This is a genomic window from Streptomyces sp. NPDC104381 (assembly GCF_055583745.1).
This window is the reverse complement of sequence record NZ_JBVJNK010000006.1, coordinates 18,190-34,824: the sequence shown is the minus strand read 5'-3', so window position 1 is coordinate 34,824 and position 16,635 is coordinate 18,190. Positions and strand designations below refer to the sequence as shown.

Annotated in this window: 18 protein-coding genes; 8 read left to right on the top strand and 10 right to left on the bottom strand. The window is 71.4% G+C overall.

Annotation, left to right across the window (positions count from 1 at the left end; all coding sequences use genetic code 11):
* Window positions 1-80 precede the first annotated feature (80 nt).
* Window positions 81-923: an SCO4651 family lipoprotein gene (locus ACZ607_RS21115; RefSeq protein ID WP_469736731.1), complete on the bottom strand. Its 843-nt coding sequence runs from the start codon at window positions 921-923 to the stop codon at window positions 81-83.
* Window positions 924-1,118: 195 nt separating this feature from the next.
* On the opposite strand from ACZ607_RS21115, the gene ACZ607_RS21110 reads away from it, so the two are divergent.
* Window positions 1,119-1,307 carry a hypothetical protein gene (locus tag ACZ607_RS21110; protein WP_469736730.1) on the top strand — a complete coding sequence of 63 codons (189 nt, stop codon included), beginning with the start codon at window positions 1,119-1,121 and terminating at the stop codon, window positions 1,305-1,307.
* Here the strand turns inward: ACZ607_RS21110 and ACZ607_RS21105 are convergent.
* The 6 genes from ACZ607_RS21105 to ACZ607_RS21080 all read right to left on the bottom strand — a co-directional run bounded on the left by ACZ607_RS21105 (window position 1,304) and on the right by ACZ607_RS21080 (window position 9,371).
* Window positions 1,304-4,243 (bottom strand): tetratricopeptide repeat protein, encoded by a 2,940-nt coding sequence (locus ACZ607_RS21105; protein ID WP_469736728.1) that lies wholly within the window; start codon window positions 4,241-4,243, stop codon window positions 1,304-1,306. The two genes, ACZ607_RS21110 and ACZ607_RS21105, sit on opposite strands and share 4 nt — an antisense overlap.
* Window positions 4,244-4,412: 169 nt before the next feature.
* A complete protein-coding gene (locus tag ACZ607_RS21100) occupies window positions 4,413-5,141 on the bottom strand; it encodes a phosphatase PAP2 family protein (RefSeq protein WP_469736727.1) in 729 nt (242 codons plus the stop codon).
* 301 nt (window positions 5,142-5,442) lie between these two features.
* Window positions 5,443-6,450 (bottom strand): C40 family peptidase, encoded by a 1,008-nt coding sequence (locus ACZ607_RS21095; RefSeq protein WP_469736725.1) that lies wholly within the window; start codon window positions 6,448-6,450, stop codon window positions 5,443-5,445.
* Window positions 6,451-6,550: 100 nt separating this feature from the next.
* Window positions 6,551-7,084 carry a hypothetical protein gene (locus ACZ607_RS21090; RefSeq protein ID WP_469736723.1) on the bottom strand — a complete coding sequence of 178 codons (534 nt, stop codon included), beginning with the start codon at window positions 7,082-7,084 and terminating at the stop codon, window positions 6,551-6,553.
* Window positions 7,085-7,101: 17 nt separating this feature from the next.
* Window positions 7,102-8,979: an alpha/beta hydrolase gene (locus tag ACZ607_RS21085; RefSeq protein WP_469736721.1), complete on the bottom strand. Its 1,878-nt coding sequence runs from the start codon at window positions 8,977-8,979 to the stop codon at window positions 7,102-7,104.
* Window positions 8,976-9,371 carry a hypothetical protein gene (locus ACZ607_RS21080; RefSeq protein ID WP_469736719.1) on the bottom strand — a complete coding sequence of 132 codons (396 nt, stop codon included), beginning with the start codon at window positions 9,369-9,371 and terminating at the stop codon, window positions 8,976-8,978. The genes ACZ607_RS21085 and ACZ607_RS21080 overlap by 4 nt, the downstream gene beginning before the upstream one ends.
* Window positions 9,372-9,551: 180 nt before the next feature.
* Between ACZ607_RS21080 and ACZ607_RS21075 the strand changes: the two genes are divergently transcribed.
* Complete coding sequence (locus tag ACZ607_RS21075; protein WP_469736718.1) at window positions 9,552-10,181, top strand: histidine phosphatase family protein; 630 nt, start codon at window positions 9,552-9,554, stop codon at window positions 10,179-10,181.
* A gap of 105 nt (window positions 10,182-10,286) precedes the next feature.
* Window positions 10,287-11,855: an adenosine deaminase family protein gene (locus tag ACZ607_RS21070; protein WP_469736716.1), complete on the top strand. Its 1,569-nt coding sequence runs from the start codon at window positions 10,287-10,289 to the stop codon at window positions 11,853-11,855.
* A 130-nt stretch (window positions 11,856-11,985) separates the two neighbouring features.
* Here ACZ607_RS21070 and ACZ607_RS21065 read toward each other — a convergent pair whose 3' ends face one another.
* The gene (locus ACZ607_RS21065; RefSeq protein ID WP_469736714.1) at window positions 11,986-12,447 is read right to left on the bottom strand and encodes an ATP-binding protein; all 462 of its coding nucleotides are present in this window, start codon (window positions 12,445-12,447) and stop codon (window positions 11,986-11,988) included.
* A 215-nt stretch (window positions 12,448-12,662) separates the two neighbouring features.
* Here ACZ607_RS21065 and ACZ607_RS21060 point away from each other — a divergent pair, with 215 nt between their 5' ends.
* From ACZ607_RS21060 to ACZ607_RS21045, 4 genes are read left to right on the top strand one after another with little or no spacing between them, the layout of a single operon-like run.
* Complete coding sequence (locus ACZ607_RS21060) at window positions 12,663-13,514, top strand: Scr1 family TA system antitoxin-like transcriptional regulator (RefSeq protein WP_469736712.1); 852 nt, start codon at window positions 12,663-12,665, stop codon at window positions 13,512-13,514.
* A gap of 10 nt (window positions 13,515-13,524) precedes the next feature.
* Window positions 13,525-13,713, top strand: coding sequence for a DUF397 domain-containing protein (locus ACZ607_RS21055; RefSeq protein ID WP_469736710.1), 189 nt, complete (start codon window positions 13,525-13,527; stop codon window positions 13,711-13,713).
* Window positions 13,706-13,978 (top strand): DUF397 domain-containing protein, encoded by a 273-nt coding sequence (locus tag ACZ607_RS21050; protein WP_469736708.1) that lies wholly within the window; start codon window positions 13,706-13,708, stop codon window positions 13,976-13,978. The genes ACZ607_RS21055 and ACZ607_RS21050 overlap by 8 nt, the downstream gene beginning before the upstream one ends.
* Window positions 13,975-14,154 carry a hypothetical protein gene (locus tag ACZ607_RS21045; RefSeq protein ID WP_469736706.1) on the top strand — a complete coding sequence of 60 codons (180 nt, stop codon included), beginning with the start codon at window positions 13,975-13,977 and terminating at the stop codon, window positions 14,152-14,154. Before ACZ607_RS21050 ends, ACZ607_RS21045 begins: the two co-directional genes overlap by 4 nt.
* 30 nt (window positions 14,155-14,184) lie before the next feature.
* Here ACZ607_RS21045 and ACZ607_RS21040 read toward each other — a convergent pair whose 3' ends face one another.
* The gene (locus tag ACZ607_RS21040) at window positions 14,185-14,781 is read right to left on the bottom strand and encodes a hypothetical protein (RefSeq protein ID WP_469736704.1); all 597 of its coding nucleotides are present in this window, start codon (window positions 14,779-14,781) and stop codon (window positions 14,185-14,187) included.
* A gap of 204 nt (window positions 14,782-14,985) precedes the next feature.
* On the opposite strand from ACZ607_RS21040, the gene ACZ607_RS21035 reads away from it, so the two are divergent.
* Window positions 14,986-15,879, top strand: coding sequence for a LysR family transcriptional regulator (locus tag ACZ607_RS21035; RefSeq protein ID WP_469736702.1), 894 nt, complete (start codon window positions 14,986-14,988; stop codon window positions 15,877-15,879).
* A gap of 24 nt (window positions 15,880-15,903) precedes the next feature.
* Here ACZ607_RS21035 and ACZ607_RS21030 read toward each other — a convergent pair whose 3' ends face one another.
* On the bottom strand, window positions 15,904-16,560 hold the full coding sequence (locus tag ACZ607_RS21030) for a class I SAM-dependent methyltransferase (protein ID WP_469736700.1): 657 nt from the start codon (window positions 16,558-16,560) through the stop codon (window positions 15,904-15,906).
* Between the last annotated feature and the right edge of the window lie 75 nt (window positions 16,561-16,635).

Below are 16,635 nucleotides of genomic sequence, written 5' to 3'. Positions count from 1 at the left end.
CGCACCGACTCCCTGGGACCCAGCGTAGGGATCGCGGCACACACCGCGCATGGCACGGAAGGACCATTTCGGCCCCCTCCCTACGGCGTTTCCGGGCCACTCCCGCCCTGCTGGACCCGGCCCGTGTAGATGTCCGCCTCGGGCGGCAGCGTCACGGAGACCGGGGTGCCGAAGCCGTACAGCAGGAGCGTCGAGACCACCGCCACCGCCGGTCCCTCGGTCGCGAAGGTGAAGCGGTGCCGCACTTTCCGCAGCAGGCCGTCGTCGTCCAGATAGGCGTCGAAGGGCACCGTGTCCGTGCTGAACCCTTTCGCCGCGGCGGTCAGCGCCCCGCGCGAGGACGGTGACGCCTCACGCGCCGCCCGCCCGAGATCCGCGGTCCCCCGGTAGTGCCGGACCTCGACCCCGGCCAGCTCCGTCCGCCCGACGTACGTCACATCGGCCGCGCCGCGCAGCAGCTCGGCGGCGGCCATCGGATCCGTCACACCGCCGGTGACCAGATTGCCGTCCTCCAGGGACGTCGTGTCGATCCGCACCCACTTGTCGTCGGGCACCCCGGCGCCCCGGTTCTTCATGTACAGCGCGCCCGGTGCCAGCAGCTCCGTGATCGGCCGGTGCTCGTCGGCCCCGGCGGCGTCCTTCGGCAGGACGACCCTGATCTCACCCAGCTGTCTGCGGAAGTCGTACGCTCCCTGGCCCCTGATCGTCACCCGGGTCCCGCCCGCCGCGGTCTCCATCGACGTACGTGCCTCGGCGCTGCCCGCACCGGCCAGCTCCTCGGCCGCCCGCCGGACCACCGCCGCCGGTGCCCCGGCCGGGGCTCCCCCGGCGATCCGCTCGCCGGCCGCGTCGACGCCGTGACCGCCCGTACCGGAGCAGCCGCTGCCCACCGTCATCACGCCTGCGACAGTCAGGGCCAACACAGCCAGTGCCCCGCCTCCGCACCTGTGCTGCTGCACCACCATCGCCTGCCAACCCCCAACGACGTACACCTGACCGAGTTCCCGCCCGCTTCGCCTAACGACGGCCGGAGCACCTCGTCACGCCACCGGCACCCTTCCGGAAGCCGATCGGCCCACACGCCGCCCGCCGTACGGCGTCCCCAGTACCGTGGACGCGTGCATCAGGACCCCTCGGACTCCCCCGTCCACAGCCCCGCTCCGGCACACAGCACCACGACCGTCGAGCGGGGCTCGTTCTGTCTGGCCCGCTGCGTCTGCGGCTGGTCAGGACCCGCCCGGCGCGCCCGCGACCGCGCCCGTACGGACGCGCGGGAGCACCTCGGGGAGCAGGAGCAGGCCGGCTAGAGCGCCTCCCGCAGCCGGCGTACGGCCGCCTCGACGCCCGGTCCGGCCTCCGGGAAGGCCTCGCGGAGGAACAACAGGTCCTCGACCGTCTCCTCGATCAGTTCCGCCCCGATCCCGAGCAGCGCCTCGCACCGCGCGGGCGCGGCATCGCCGTCGAGCCGGGCACAGGCGAGGACGAGCAGGCCCTGGCGCGCGTCCACGGCCTTCTCCCCGCCGCCCTCGTCGAGCGCGGTGAAGCTGCGCAGGGCGTGTCCGAACCGCACCTGCGCCTCCCGGCCGTCGCCCGCCACCCGGAGCGCGACGGCGTACAGCATCTGGTTCCAGCCGTCCTCGGCGTCGATCTCGACGGTCCGCGCACAGTCGGCGAGCGCCTCCTCGTGCCGGCCGAGGCGCAGATACATCCGGGCGCGGCCGCACAGGGCCCACTCGGAGGACGGGTCCAGCCCGACGGCCCGGTCGAGGTCGGCGAGCGCCTCCTCGTACCGGCCCATCCGCTCGTACAGCTCGCCGCGGCCGGTGGCCGCCCAGGCGTACCCGGGGTGGGCGTCCAAAGCCCGGCCGTAGTCGGCCAGCGCCTCCTCGTACCGGTCCATGGCCTCGTGGAGCCGCGCCCGGCTGCCGTACGCCCAGGCGTACCCGGGCACGATCCCGATGGCACGGGCGTAGTCGGCGAGCGCCTCTTCATGCCGGTCCATGGCCTGGTACGTCCTCGCGCGACTGGCATAGGCCCAGGCGTACTGCGGGTCGATCTCCACGGCGCGGTCGTAGTCGGCGAGCGCCTCCTCGTACCGGCCCATCCGCTCGAAGAGCTGCGCGCGGCTCCCGATGGCCCACTCGTAGCGCGGGTCGACCTCGATCGCGCGGTCGTAGTCGGCGAGGGCGTCCTCCTGCCTGCCCATCGCCTCGTACACCTGCGCCCGGCTGCCGTACGCCCAGGTGTACCGGGGGTCGATCTCCACGGCGCGGAGGAAATCGGCGAGGGCCTCGTCATGGCGCCCCAGGTTCCGGTAGGCGTCGCCACGGCTGCCGTAGGCGAGGACGTACAGCGGGTCGATCTCCACCGCGCGGGTGCAGGCGGCCACCGCCTCCTCATGGCGGCCCAGCAGCCGGTAGGTCTCGCCGAGCCCCGCGTGGGGCCGGGCCGTGTCCGGGGCGAGGGCGACGGCCGCCTCGCAGTCCGCCAGCGCGCCCTGCTCCTCGCCCGCGCCCCGGCGTTCCGCGGCACGCAGGGTGTACACCAGCGCCCGCCCGTGAGCGTCCGGTTCGGGCGCGCCCAGGATCAGCGTCAGCGCGGCCGACCCCGGCCGTTCCCGCTCGGCGGCGGCCTCCAGGCGGTGCCCCCAGGAGGTCAGGGCCTCCGAGTCGGTGTCCAGCCCGGCGCGGCCGATGATCTGCGCCCAGCGACGCAGCGTGGCCACGTCGTGGTCGACGGCGCAGGCGCTCTCACGGAGCGCCCCGGGCAGGGCGGTACGGGGATGGGCGCACAGCCGGTGGTACGTCTCGTTCAGCCGGTGCTCCCGCCAGGCCGCGTCGGCCCAGTGGTCGTCGGGGTCCGTACCGAGCTCCGCCTCCACCGCCGACCGCAGCCCCTGGAACAGCTCGGCCAGCCGGACGTGCGCCTGCTGCCACCGGGCGGGCGACCTGGTCCGCTGGAGGCGGAGCATCGCGGCCCGTACGACGTCGTGGTACCGGCAGCGGCCCGCCTGGGGAGACACGAAGGCCAGGCCGCGCAGCCACGCATAACTCTGGGCGGCGGCCTCCGGGACGACGGCGCGGTAGATGTCCTCGTCGATCTGGAGGGGGAGCGCACAGGCCAGCGCGGCCTTGCGTCGCTCGGGGTCCGGCTCCCACTTCAGGAATCTCTCGACCGCGGTCCCGGACGCGTCGACCGTGTCCCGGCCCCGCCCCGGGTCGCTCCGGGCCAGCATGTCGACCAGCAGCGGGAGTCGTCCCGACAGGCGCAGGACGAGCTCCACGCCGGGCTCGTCGGTGATCCCGTGGGCGGCGAGCAGGGTGCGCGCCTCCTCCTCGGTGAACACCTCCAGGCACACCTCGGTGACCTGGCCCAGCCGGTCGCCCCAGACCCTGCTGTCCAGGGGCAGCTGCCCGGACAGCACGAACTGCACGTTGACCGGGAGGCCCCCGTACTCCTCGCCGAAGACCGTGGCGTGCAGCCAGGCGTCGAGGAGCGGCCCGGTCCGCTCGTACACGTCGAAGAACAGCACCACGCGCTCGCACCGCTCCGCGACGTCGGCCAGATCCTCCAGGAAGACCGGCGCGAGGGCGGCCACCGGATTCATCACCAGCTGGACGTCGTCATGGCTGCGCAGCCGCATGGTGAGGGCCGCCCGCACCCGGTCCGCGCCGAGCGCGACCTGCTGCGGATCGACCGCGCCGACGAACGCGCCGACCCCGGGCACCATGCCCAGCCCGACCAGCCCCACCTGGGCCGCCACCGTGCTGGACGGCGACGCGGCCGGTGCGGGCGCGGGACCCTGGCCGGTCAGGGGGTCGGGCTGCGGTGCGGGGGCGGCGGCGCTCTCCGCCTGGTGCCGGCGCTGCCGGTAGGTCGCCAGCTGTCTGTCGAACCTCTTCAGCGGGTGCCCCTGCCGGCCGAGCCGGGCGCTGACCGCCTCCATCGCCTCGAACACGTCGTGCACGTCGTCATCGACGTACGCCGTGACGACGGAGGCCTGCTCACGGGCGGTGGACTCCCACTGCCGCACGAGGGTGGACTTGCCCACGCCACCGTTGCCGCGCACATGGAAGAGGAACGGGAAGTCGGGCTCCTCCGGATCGCGCGCGAACGTCTCCCTGAACACCGCCAGCTCACCGCGACGGCCCACGAACCCCGTCCGCTCGTGCCGCCGGTTGACTTCCTGCCGCGTCGGCCGCCGACCGGCCACCTGCACCACCGCCCCCGGGTCTGGGGACATGATGCCCCGTCACGGGAGGCACGGGTACGGAACGGCTGAACAGGGCGGGGCTCGGGCCTGGGGGTTGGGGGCTCGGGCCTGGGGGCTCGGGCCTCTGGTCATGCGTAAGGGGCGCCCCTCTCGGGACGCCCCCATGAACCGCCGGTCTCTCCGCCTACGCGCTCTCCGCCTACGCGGCGAGGTCCCTCTCACCGGACGAACCACGGCCGCCGGAACGCGGGCTCGGCTCGGGGATCCCCTGCGCGTCCCGACCGTCGGCCGAAGCGACCGCGGTGCGCGAGCGGACGAGCCTGCCGACCGCACCGGCGCGGGCCACGGCCCCCACCAGCGGCGTCAGCAGCATCATCGCGAGCGGGGCGAGCAGCAGGGCCACAGCCGTGCCGAGGGCGAAGCCGCCGATCACGTCGGTCGGGTAGTGCACGCCCATGTACACGCGGCAGAAGCCCTCCAGCAGCGCCAGCCCGATCGCCACCAGCCCGAACTTCCGGTTGGCCACGAAGAGCCCCACGGCGATCGCCATCGCCATCGTCGCGTGGTCGCTCACGAAGGAGAAGTCCGTCTTCCCCGCCACCAGGACCTCGAGCCCCTTGTGGTCGAAGAACGGACGCGGCCGCTCCACGAAGCCCCGGATCGGGATGTTGATGAGCAACGCGATCCCGGCGGCGAGCGGTGCCCACACGAGCCCGGCAACCGCCGTCACCGAGTCCTCGGTCGTACCGCGTCGGCGTACGCTCCACCAGCACCACAGGACCGCCAGGACCATGCCGAACATGATCCCGAATTCACCGACGAACTCCATGACCCGGTCGAACCAGGTCGGAGCGGCCTTCGCCAGCCCATTGATGTCGTAGAGCAGGCTGACGTCGGGGTTCGACCCATCGAGTGCGAGTCCAGCCATCTGCCGCGGCCCCTTGTCTTGTCTGCTGCTGCGACGCACAACGGCGTGCGTCGCCTTGGTCTGACCCCCGTGGTCGGTGCGGATTCAGTGCCGCGTCACGCCATGATGCCGTCACGCACGACTGGTCTGGGCAGTCACGCTCGGTCATCTGCGCATGCTGTCCCAGTCCAGGGAACGGCCTGCCGGCTCTCCGCGTTCCGCTCTCCACCGAATGATCACCATGACGTTATCGAAGAGTGACTCATCGTCGCAGCTCAGGGCCCGGGCTTCACGGAGAGTTCCGGCCATGGCCGACTGGTTGTCAGCTTTCCGGGAGTGCGGTCGGAAGCGCCGCCGCACCGTCCTTCGTGACCCTGGTCGCGCCGAAGTAGTCGGGGGTGTCGATCTTGTCGAACCGGATGACCGCACCGGTGTACGGCGCATTGATCATGTAGCCGCCACCGACGTAGAGGCCCACATGGTGGATGGCCCGGGAGTTGTTCAGGTCGTCCGAGAAGAACACCAGATCGCCGGGGAGTAGCTCCTCGCGCGACGGGTGCGGCCCGGCGTTGTACTGGTCGTTGGCCACCCGGGGAAGCTCGATGTCGACCGTCCGGTACGCGGCCTGGGTCAGCCCGGAACAGTCGAACCGGCCCCCCTGGTCCGCCGTGCCGTTCCCGCCCCACAGATAGGGGGTACCCAGCTTCTTCTGCGCGAAGTAGATGGCCCCGGCGGCCTGCTGCGAGGGCTGCACCCGGCCCACCGGCTTGGCGAAGCTCTTCTCCAGCGAGCGGATGATCTTGACGTAGTTCTGCGTCTCGCTGATCGAGGGCACGCCGCCCGACTGGATCACGCGGTAGGCACCCGCGTTGTACGCGGCGAGCATGTTGTCGGTCGCGTCCCCCGGCACCTTCTTGACGTACCCGGCGAGCTCGCAGTCGTAGGACGCGGCGGAGGGGATCGCGTCGGCGGGATCCCACACGTCCCGGTCGCCGTCCTTGTCCCCGTCGATGCCGTGCGAGGCCCAGGTGCCGGGGATGAACTGCGCGATGCCCTGCGCGGCGGCGGGGCTCTGAGCACGCGGATTCCAGCCACTTTCCTGATACAACTGGGCCGCCAGCAGGGCCGGGTTGATCGCGGGACAGAGATTGCCCCATTTCTCCACAAGTGGCTGGTACCGCGCGGGCACGGCCCCCTTGGCCAGCCCGACAGCTCCACCCGCCGCCCCGGCGATCCCGGCGGCGGCGGAGTACGTACCGACGACGAGCAGGGCGATGAAGCACAGGCCCAGCCCGATCCCACCGCCGACGAACACCCAGTATTTCCGCACGCCTCAACCATCCCCCATTCGGGCGCGGTTCACGTGCCGATTCGCTGGTGTGTACGGGTGGGCGGGGGCATGAGGGGGCGTCAGGGGCGGCTACGGGGGATCAGGGGGCGCCGGCGGACCAGAAGGCGGAGCGGATGTTGGGGCGGGGGAGGGGTTCACCGACACGGCTCGCGTCCGCCAGTGCCGGTGGTGCCACCGAAGATTTTTCGACGCACGGCGTGGCGACCTCGAAGAAGGCTTGCCCGCCCCCGCCGATGAGCAGCCTCACTCGAAACCCGTCCGCTGTCTCGAAGTAGGTCGCAGGGCTGTCAACACTCGCGTTCACCCCGAGTTGCCGGTATCCAGCCCCTTTCCAACTGCGCTCTACGACGCCGAGGAAGCCGCCTCGTCGCTGCTCCGAAATCACAGTCAGGACAGCTCGCCTGCGCGATACGTCACAACTGCCTTCCGTGGATTGCCCATGTACCCACTCCACCGCCGGCTTGATATCAGCGAACGTCGCGTCAAGGATTGCGTCCGCCCTGTCAGCCGCTTCCTGCATATCCATATGCCCACCATCATCCCCGCCGCTCGGCTCCGCCGAACGATCCACCACAGAGCACCCCGACAGCACAAAAATCACTGTCCCCAGCATTGCGACACTCCGGGCCCTCACCGGGGCCGCTCCCGGACGACCTGTTCCGACTTGCCCGAAACGATGCGTGAAATATTGTCTGATGACATCTGATCCTTAGTCGGGTGGAAGTAATTGGAATGCGCCTCCACGAATGCGTGCCCACGCGCTAACGGCTCGGGCCCTTCGCTAACCTTGAAACGATTGGCCCCGAAATCATGATGCGCGGGGTCGGTCCCAAACCACACGTCACTCTCCTTGGATTGCGCATCCTGCGCGAAATACCCAGTAGCTCCTCCTGCGACTCCCCCCAGAGCCCCGCCCACGAGGGCGCCCCCGGGACCGACAGTCGAGCCCAGCACGAAGCCCGCCGAGGCGCCACCCGCCGCACCGCTCCCCAAGCCACTGGCCTCCCGGCTGTTCGGCAGCTTTGTGACCGAGTCATTCTCAGCTGCACCCACAAATACGTGCTCCCTCCCCACGCCGAGTTCGTCCGCAGATCGCGCCCCCGTCCCTGGGCTACCCACCAGGATGATGTCATCGGCACCAGGAATTCCACCGTGCTTCTGAGCAGCGAGTCCAACCGTGAGAGACCCGTAGGAATGGCCGATTGCAGTGACGTGCGGGTCCTCGTTCTGGTTGGTTGCTGACAGACCGGCCATGAATTCGTTGTAACCGGAGGCTCCGGATCTCGCTCTGCCCTCTCCCGCCACATCCAAACTCGCCGCCAGGTTGTCGGATTCGATCTGAGGCGCGTCGTACCCGAGCCACACAATGGAAGCTGTCGGAGAGCCCGGGTTCATCTCCGCAGCGCCAAGTGCAGTGTCCCGGGCACGCTTAAGATCGCCCTCGGCGAACTCCTTGTCCAGCGAAGTCCCGAGCCCCGGCACATACGCCGCGACATTCTTCGCCGTATCCGGGTTGCCGAACGAGACGATCGCGCGGCCGTTTCCCTCGTCCCCGATGCCGAGCAGGAACATCGGCGGCTGCGTCCCCGCCCCCAACTGCCGGTCGATCTCCCGCAACCCCGCCAGCTGCGTCGCGGACTTCTCGTCGTCGCGGCCCTCCAGCTCGCCGATCAGCAGCCGCAGGTTGTCCCGGTTGGCCGCGTCGCGGATCAGGGCCGGGATCCCGTCCAGGTTCCCGATCTGGTCCGGGTACACCGCGAGGTACTCCTCGCGCTGTTCCTGGGTCAGCCCTGCCCACCAGTCCCGCCGCTCCGCCGGAGACGCGTCGTGCGGGATCGCGTCCTTCAGGTACGCCCCCGCCGCGTCCCGGACCGCCGCCGCGTCGCCCGCCGCGTCCCTCCACGTGGCGTCCGGGACCTTCAGCCCCTCCTCCGCCTTCAACCGGCGCAGGATCCCCGCGTACCGCCAGTCGATCTCCCCCGCCGCCCGCACCGCCCCCGCCACCCGGTCCGCGATGTCCCGCGCCTTGGCCGCGTTCGGGTTCGGTGCGACCAGCCCCGAGGGCGGCAGCAGCCCCGGCAGCCCGTCCGACGTCACCGTGCCGCCCCGCAGCGGCGCGCCGTCCAAGAGCGCCTCGCCCGCCGCCGGGTACGTCACCGTCCCGTCCGCCCCCACCGTGAACTTCAGCGCGGCCGCGTCGTCCAGCGCCTCCTTCAGCGCCCGCTGCTGGGTCCTCATCTCATGGGCCAGGGAGTTCAGCGTCGTACGGAGGAGCCCGCACTCCGTGTACACGTACTGGAAGTTCCTCCCCAGCTGCCGCAGCCGCGCGACCGCCGCCCGCGCCGCCTCACCCTCCTGCGTGTCGCGGAGCCCGGTGAGCAACTGCTGCTCGATACGGTCACGGGCCGCGTCGGCCCGGTTGCTCGACCTGCCCCACCCATCGGCCGCGCCCTCCAGCTCGGCGCACTCCAGGTCCCGTAACTGCGCCCACGTCAGCGTCGCCGTCACCGTTCACCGCCGTCGCCCGGCGGCACCGAGGCGAAGGACGACCTGACGGCCTCGTTCGTGGCGCCCTGCGTACGGGCGACGTCCCGCAGCTTGGCCGCCAGGCTGCCGCACTCCCCCTGCGCCGCCTGGAACCGCCGTTCCCACGACTCCCGTACGGCCGCCAGCTCCGCCAGGGCGGTCAGCCGGCCGGCCCCCGCCATGAGCCCCTGGTGCGCCACTCCCAACTCACCCCGCACCGGACCCAGCTGGGCCACCAGCTCCTCCGCGCCACCGGCGGCCCGCAGCCACGGCCCGTCACTGTGCTCCAGCCGCGGCCCGCCCTCACCCGGCTTCCCCGCCGGATCACTCACCCCGTGCACCACGGTCATCCCGCTCACCCCGTTCTCGATCATGGAGCGGCACTGTGCCAAACGCGGCGTACCCGACACGCCGGGCGCACCGGCGGCGTGTGCCCGCACCCCCGCCCCCGTAAGGAACGGCCCCCGCCGAGATCACCCGAACGCGCGACCCGGAACCGACCCACGGGAGACACCGTCCATCCCCACATCGACCGGACCAGCCGAAAGGGCTCCATGACCACCCCGACCGCACCCCGCACCCTCTACATCGCCCGGCACGCCCAGGCGTCCCCGGACGAGACGGAACTGACCGAGCAGGGCCGCCGGCAGGCCGTCCTGCTCGGTGAGCGGCTCCGGGGCATACCGCTGTCCGCCGTCCACCACGGCCCGCTCCCCCGGGCCGCGCAGACCGCACGGCTGGTCCATGAGCAGCTGTACGGGGACATCCCCCTGCGGGTCTCCGAGCCCGCCGGGGACTACGTGCCGTACGTCCCTTCGCGGGAGGAGCTGCCCGAGGAGTCGGCGGACCGGTTCCTCGCGTTCGTCGAGCAGTTCCCCGCAGCCGAACGCGACCGGGGCCCGGAGCTCGCCGACGCCGCGATGGCGCGGTTCACCGGCCCCGCGGTCGGTGAGGAGCCCCGCCACGAACTGGTCGTCACCCACGCGTTCCTGGCCGCCTGGCTGGTACGCGACGCCCTCGACGCCCCCGCCTGGCGCTGGCTCGGCCTGAACCACGCCAACGCGGCGCTGACCGTCATCCGGTACGCCCCCGGCAGGCCAGCCGCCCTGCTCATGGTCAACGACATGGGCCACCTCCCGGAGGAACTGCGCTGGACCGGATTCCCCCCGGAGCTCCGCGTGTGAACACGGCCCGCCCCGGGCGGCCGGCCGTCACCCGGACGGATGGTTTACGGGTCACCGCCCTCGCGGCCCGGGGCCATGCGCGCGGCTCTTCGTGATCATGCAGGCGTGATCTCCGTACACCACAACTCATCGCGTCCCCGCCGGTTGTTGACCGCCGCCGGGCTCGCAGCGGCGGCTCTTGCCGCGACACTGCCCGCCGGTACCCAGGCCGGAGCAGCCGCCTCCGCGCCCGTACCCCCGTCCCGGACGTCCACCCCCGCCGAGGCCCGCACCGCCACCTGGCTGAAGGCCCACCCGAAGCAGGCTGCTCGCTTCTACCGTGAGCTGCCCAAGGGGGGCGACCTGCACAACCACCTGTCCGGCGCCGTGCGGACCGAATATCTCATCCAGCTCGCGGCCGAGGACGGCCTCTGCATCGACGCCACGACGACCGCCGTCGCACCGCCGTGCGTCACCGGCACCCGCCCCGCCGCCGACGCCCTCACGGACGCCGCCTTCCGGCAGCGGATCGTCCGGGCCTGGTCCATGCAGGACTTCCCGCAGAACGAGTCGGGGCACGACCACTTCTTCGCCACGTTCGGGAAGTTCGGCGCCGCGACGTCGCACCGCGGGAAGATGCTGGCCGATGTGGCGGGCACCGCCGCGGCGCAGAACCAGTCGTATCTGGAGACCATGGTCACCCCCTCCTCGGACGGCGCCAAGCAGCTGGCCGCCGACGTCGGCTGGGACGCCGACCTGGCCGCCCTGCACCGCAAGCTGCTCGCCGGCGGCAGGCTGGACCAGCTGGTGGCGACCGCGAAGCAGGAGGCCGACACCGCCGACGCCGAATTCCGCGACACCGCGCGCTGCGCGACCGGCAACCCCCGCCCCGCCTGCCGCATCACGGTGCGCTGGATCTCCCAGGTGTCCCGCAACAGCGCCCCGGAGCGCGTCTTCACCCAGATCGCCCTGGGGCTGCGCCTCGCCGAACGCGACCAGCGGTTCGTCGCCGTGAACCTGGTCCAGCCGGAGGACGGCGAGATCTCCCTGCGGGACTACCGCCTCCACATGCGCATGCTGGACTATCTGCACGGCCTCTACCCGGCCGCCCACATCACCCTGCACGCCGGAGAACTCGTGCCCGGCCTGGTGAAGCCCGAGGACCTCACCTTCCACATCGACGACGCCGTACGGACCGGCCAGGCCGAACGCATCGGGCACGGCGTCGACCTCGTGCACGAGAACGGCTGGCAACGACTCGCCCGCGACATGGCGCGCCGTCAGATCGCCGTCGAGGTGCCGCTCACCAGCAACGCGCAGATCCTCCAGGTCGAGGGCGACGAGCACCCGTTCCCCGTCTACCGGAAGTACGGGGTGCCGGTGGTCCTGTCCACCGACGACCCCGGGGTCTCCCGTGGTGACATCGGCCTGGAGTACCACCGCGCCGCCCGCACCTACGGACTCGGCTACCCGGAGCTGAAGGACCTGGCCCGCGCCTCCCTGGAGTACTCCTTCCTGCCCGGCCGCAGCCTGTGGCGCCCCGACCCCGTGCGCCAGGGCTTCCGCCCGGTCGACGAGTGCCGCGTCCTGGACTCGGCACGCTGCGCGCGGTTCACCGCCCGGAACCCGAAGGCCCGGCTGGAGCGGATCCAGGAGGAGTCCTTCCGCACCTTCGAGAGCCGCTACGCCGGCTAGCCGACTCGGCCCGCCGAGCGGCGGGAAGGTGCCTGCGCCCTGCGGCACCTTCCCGCCCGTCCGTCCTCTCCGCACCTGCACCCCGCACCTCCTGGTCACTGCCGCCGAAGCATGGATCGACTACACAGAGTTACGGTAGCCCGCCCCACTGACACTCCGGCTTCCACACGCATTCGACCCACAGCACCTTGCCGCCCTGCCCCGGCAGCCCGCCCCGGATCGGGTACGCGCCCCAGCTCTCCGCACACTCCCGTACAAGGTGGAGCCCGCGGCCCCGCTCGGACAGGGCGCACGGCTCACCCATGGCGCCGCCGCCGAACGGAGCCGGGATCACCGGGTTGCTGTCCCACACCCCGACCCGCACCCGATTCCGCCCCGCCCCGCGCAACCGGAGCGAGTACGGCGCCGAGGAATGCCGGTACGCGTTGGTGACCAGCTCGCTCGCCAGCAGCTCGGCGGTGTCGATGAGATCCCGCATCCCGTGCACCGTCAGCACGGTCCGCAGGGTCGCCCGCGCGATCCCGGGCCCACGGGGATCCTGCGGAAGTTGGAGGGTGTACGCCCAGGGCGGCGTTACGGTGGCCAGAGTCATGGAAGTCTCCGTTCACGGAGGAGCGTTGGGGGTGTGCGTGTCGCACGGCCCGGTGACGAGGCCGCTCCGTCGAGCGGGGTACTTCCGGGCGGGTGGCCTGGGTCAGAGACTAGGCTTCCGCAAGGATTACTTGCACAGTTGGCCCGGAATCCTTGAGCAGAACCACTCGTGTGAGTGACGCTCCGCAACGCAGCTGACCCCAAGGGGAGTTCACCATGGCAGGCAGGGCAGCACCCACCGCACGGCGTATGCGGCTGGGCGCGGAACTGCGCAAGCTACGCGAGCGCGCCGGGCTGACCACCACTCAGGCCGCCGATCTCCTCGGCACGAGTGCGGGGCAGCTCAGCAACATGGAGGTCGCGCGCTTCGGGGTGAGCGCCGAACGTGTACGGGTCGCGGCCCACACGTACTCCTGCACGGACCAGGCCCTGATCAAGGCCCTGGCCGAGATGACGGGCGAACGAAAGCGCGGCTGGTGGGAGGAGTACAGGGAGATCCTGCCTCCGAAGCTCCTCGATCTGGCCGAGATCGAGCACCACGGCACGGGGCTGCGGGCGGCGCACAGCATGCACATCCCAGGGCTCCTGCAGACCGTCGATCACGCACGTGAGATCTACCGGCAGGCGGTCCCCGAGATCTCACCGCCGGAGATCGAGCACCGCGTCTCGTACCGCGTGAAGAGACAGGCCGTCCTGTACCGGGAAGACGCGGCTCCGTACCGCGCCGTCATTCACGAGGCCGCTCTCCGCATGCGGTTCGGCGGACCGGACATCACCCGTGCCCAGCTTCAGCACCTGCTCGCGCTGAGCGAGCGCTCCCATGTGTCCATCAGGGTGATCCCGTTCTCGGCCACGTACTACCCCGGGTCCGGGCAGTCCGTGTATTACGTGGAGGGGGCCGTGCCCGCCCTCGACACCGCCCAACTCGACCAGTCCCACGGCCCGGTGTTCATCGACTCCGAGGCTCAGCTGGCCCAGTACCGGATGCTCCTCGATCGACTCGACGCCGCTGCCTTGCCGGCCGAGGAGTCGCGAGACCTCGTCCACGCCATCGCCCAGGAACTGTGAGGGAACGAAGATGACCCCGTCCGACTGGCAGAAGTCCTCCTACTGCGCACAGGGCGAAGCCTGCATACACATCGCCGCCGACCACGGCACCGTCGCCCTCACCGAGAGCGGCGACCCCAGCGGCGCGATACTCCGGGCCAGCCCCGACGCCTGGGCCGCCCTCCTCCGTACCGTCAAGGAGGCCCACAACCGTGGCTGACGTCCCCACCGACCTCGCCTGGACCCGCGCCGCCCCCGAGGACGCGCAGGGCCCCGGCCCGTGGATCGAGATCGCGTTCGGTCCCGGGGAGCTCGTGTACCTCCGTGGGACGGGAGACCCCGGCACCGTGGTGACCACCACCGCGCAGAAGTGGGAGGCGTTCACCAAGGGCGTCGTGGCCGGCGAGTTCGACCACTTCGCCGAGGCCGACCGCCCGGGGGCGTCAGCGCCGTCCCCCGGCCCGAGCCGGGAGTCCGCCCGATGACCGGGACGACGGATGCGGAGATACGGGCGCTGCTCTGCGCGCTGCACGGACAGCGCCGGCACGTTCTGGGAATCATCGAAGGGCTCGACGACGACGCGCTGCACAAGCCCGTGCTGCCCTCGGGATGGAGCTGCCGGGAACTCATCGACGGGCGGAAGTGGATGGTCCTGACCTGATACCGCCGGCCGCTCGCCGCCCGACCGGCCTCAGGAGATGAAGTCGGTCAGCGTGCACCCGTCCACGAGCGCCTTCTCCTTCTTGTAGCCACTGGGGATCTTCTCCTCCGGGTCGCAGACGAGGGCGAGGAGTCCGGAGTCCTTGAGGTTGGCCCTCGTGGTGCTTCCACCCGTGATGGCGAAGTCCTCCCCGACGAGGTACCACCCGTCCGTCTCCTCCTTCTTCGACTGGGTCTGGAAGCTCTTCATGTCGTTGACGGACATGAGTGTGACGCCGTTGTTGTCCGCGTCCCAACAGACGGCACGCTCCTTGATGCCCCAGAGCTTGCCGACGCCCACCGCCTCCGGGTCGTCCTCGTGATCGGAGTCCTTGTCCTCCATGTGCAGATCGGTGCACGTGGTGCGCTGACTGACGAACGTCTCGATGTCGGCCATGGTGGGGAAGCTCAGGCGGCCGTCCTGCTCGGTGTCCATGAGCCGGCCCCCGCTGCCGGCGGACTGCCCGTCACCGTCGGCGGGAATGCTCCTGCCGCCGCTCCCGCCGTCGTTTCCGTTCCCGCCGCAGCCGCTGACCACCGCCAGCGCCAGAACCGCCGCACCGGCCGTGACCATGCACCGCAACCGCATCTCTCGTCTCCTTGCCGTCCCCGATTCGGATGGGGCGCTCCCCTGCACCGCCCCAGCCCCAGCCCCGGCCGCCTGCCCGCCGGCCTCCGCCGGATCGGGGGCAGCCGTCAGCCCGACTCAGGATGCGCGGCGCCGAACGGACGAACAATCTCCGGCTTCACATGGTGTGATAACCCCGGAGTTATCGATGGAGGCCGGGGGCACATGATGGAACTGCGGGACATCGAGATCTTCCTGACGCTGGCCGAGGAGCTGCACTTCGGCCGGACCGCGGACCGTCTGCACGTGTCGCAGGCACGGGTGAGTCAGTCGATCGCCCAGCAGGAGCGGCGGATCGGCGCGCTCCTCTTCGCGCGTACCAGCCGCAAGGTCGAGCTCACCCCCATCGGGGCGCGGTTGCGCGAGGACCTCAGCGTGGGCTACCAGCAGATCATCGACGGCACCCGCGCGGCCACCGCTGCCGCGCGCGGCACCACGAGCACGCTGACCCTCGGGCTGCACGGGCCCCAGGCGCACTACTACACACATGTCCTGGACCCCTTCCGGGCCCGGCATCCCGGGGTCCGGCTCCGCATCCAGGAGATCAACTTCGCGGACCCCTTCGGTGCCCTCCGCAACGGTTCGGTCGAGGTGGCGACCTCCTGGCTGCCCGTCCGTGAACCGGACCTCACGGTCGGTCCGGCCGTCGCGATCGCACCCCTGGTCCTCATGGTGGCCGCCGACCACCCCCTCACCACCCGCGACAGGGTCAGCATGGAGGACCTGGCCGACTGGCAGCTGCCGCACTCCGCGACGCCCGTCCCCGAGTACTGGCAGCAGACGCTCGTCCCCACCCACACCCCCGGCGGCCGGCCCATCCGGCGCGGCCCCGAGGTCTCCACGATCCAGGAGGTCGCCGCCGTGGTCGCGGCGGGCGAGGCGATCTGTCTCATCCACGGTGATGCCGCCCAGTACTACCCGTGGCCCAGGCTCCGTTATCTGCGTCCGTACGACGCCCCGTTGGGGACCTGGGTCCTGATCTGGCCCACGGCCGGGGAGACGGACCTCGTACGGGCACTCGCGCGGGCGGCGCGGGACGCGGGGCCGCGCGGCGGGTGAACGGCCGCTGCGGAGAGGCCCGTTCTACGGGCGGCGGGCCAGCAGATGGGTGTCGAGGTAGCCGCGCTCCGACGCCGGGTCGTGGAGCAGCCGGGCGAAAGGCGGGAGCCCGGCCCCGGCGAGCAGTTCGGCGAACCGGTCGACGGGCCAGCAGTAGGCGGGCGCCACCTTGTGGTCGAACCGGACCGGTTCGGCCCTGTCGGCCCCCTCGGCCTCGCCGGCCCCCTCGCTCCCGAAGAACGAGACCAGGATCAGGCCGCCCGGAGCCAGGACGCGGGCCTGCTCGGCGAGCAGCGCGGGCAGTTCCCCGGGCGGTGTGTGGATCATCGAGTAGTGGGCCAGCACCCCGCCGAGCGCACCGTCCTCGACCGGCATGGCCTCCATCCGCGCCTCGTCGAACCGCAGCGCCGGATGGGCCCGCCGCGCATGGTCGACCATGGCCGGGGAGAGGTCGAACCCGAACGCGTCCAGCCCCAGGCCGTCGAGCATGGCCGTCAGATGCCCGGGGCCGCATCCGACGTCGGCTGTCCGCAGGTTGCCCGTCCCGCGCACCAGCTCGGCGAAGGTGCCGATCATGGACCGCGCGAACGGCTGGCTCTCCAGCCGGTCGGCGAACATCGACGCGTAGAGCTCGACGATCCCGTCGTAGGCCGTCCTGGTCACATCCTGGTGTTCCGCCACGGGGAGGAAGCTAGCAGCCGGGCCGCAGCGCCACGGCCCCCCGTGCCCCGCCCCGATTTCCTTCGCTCCGACGGG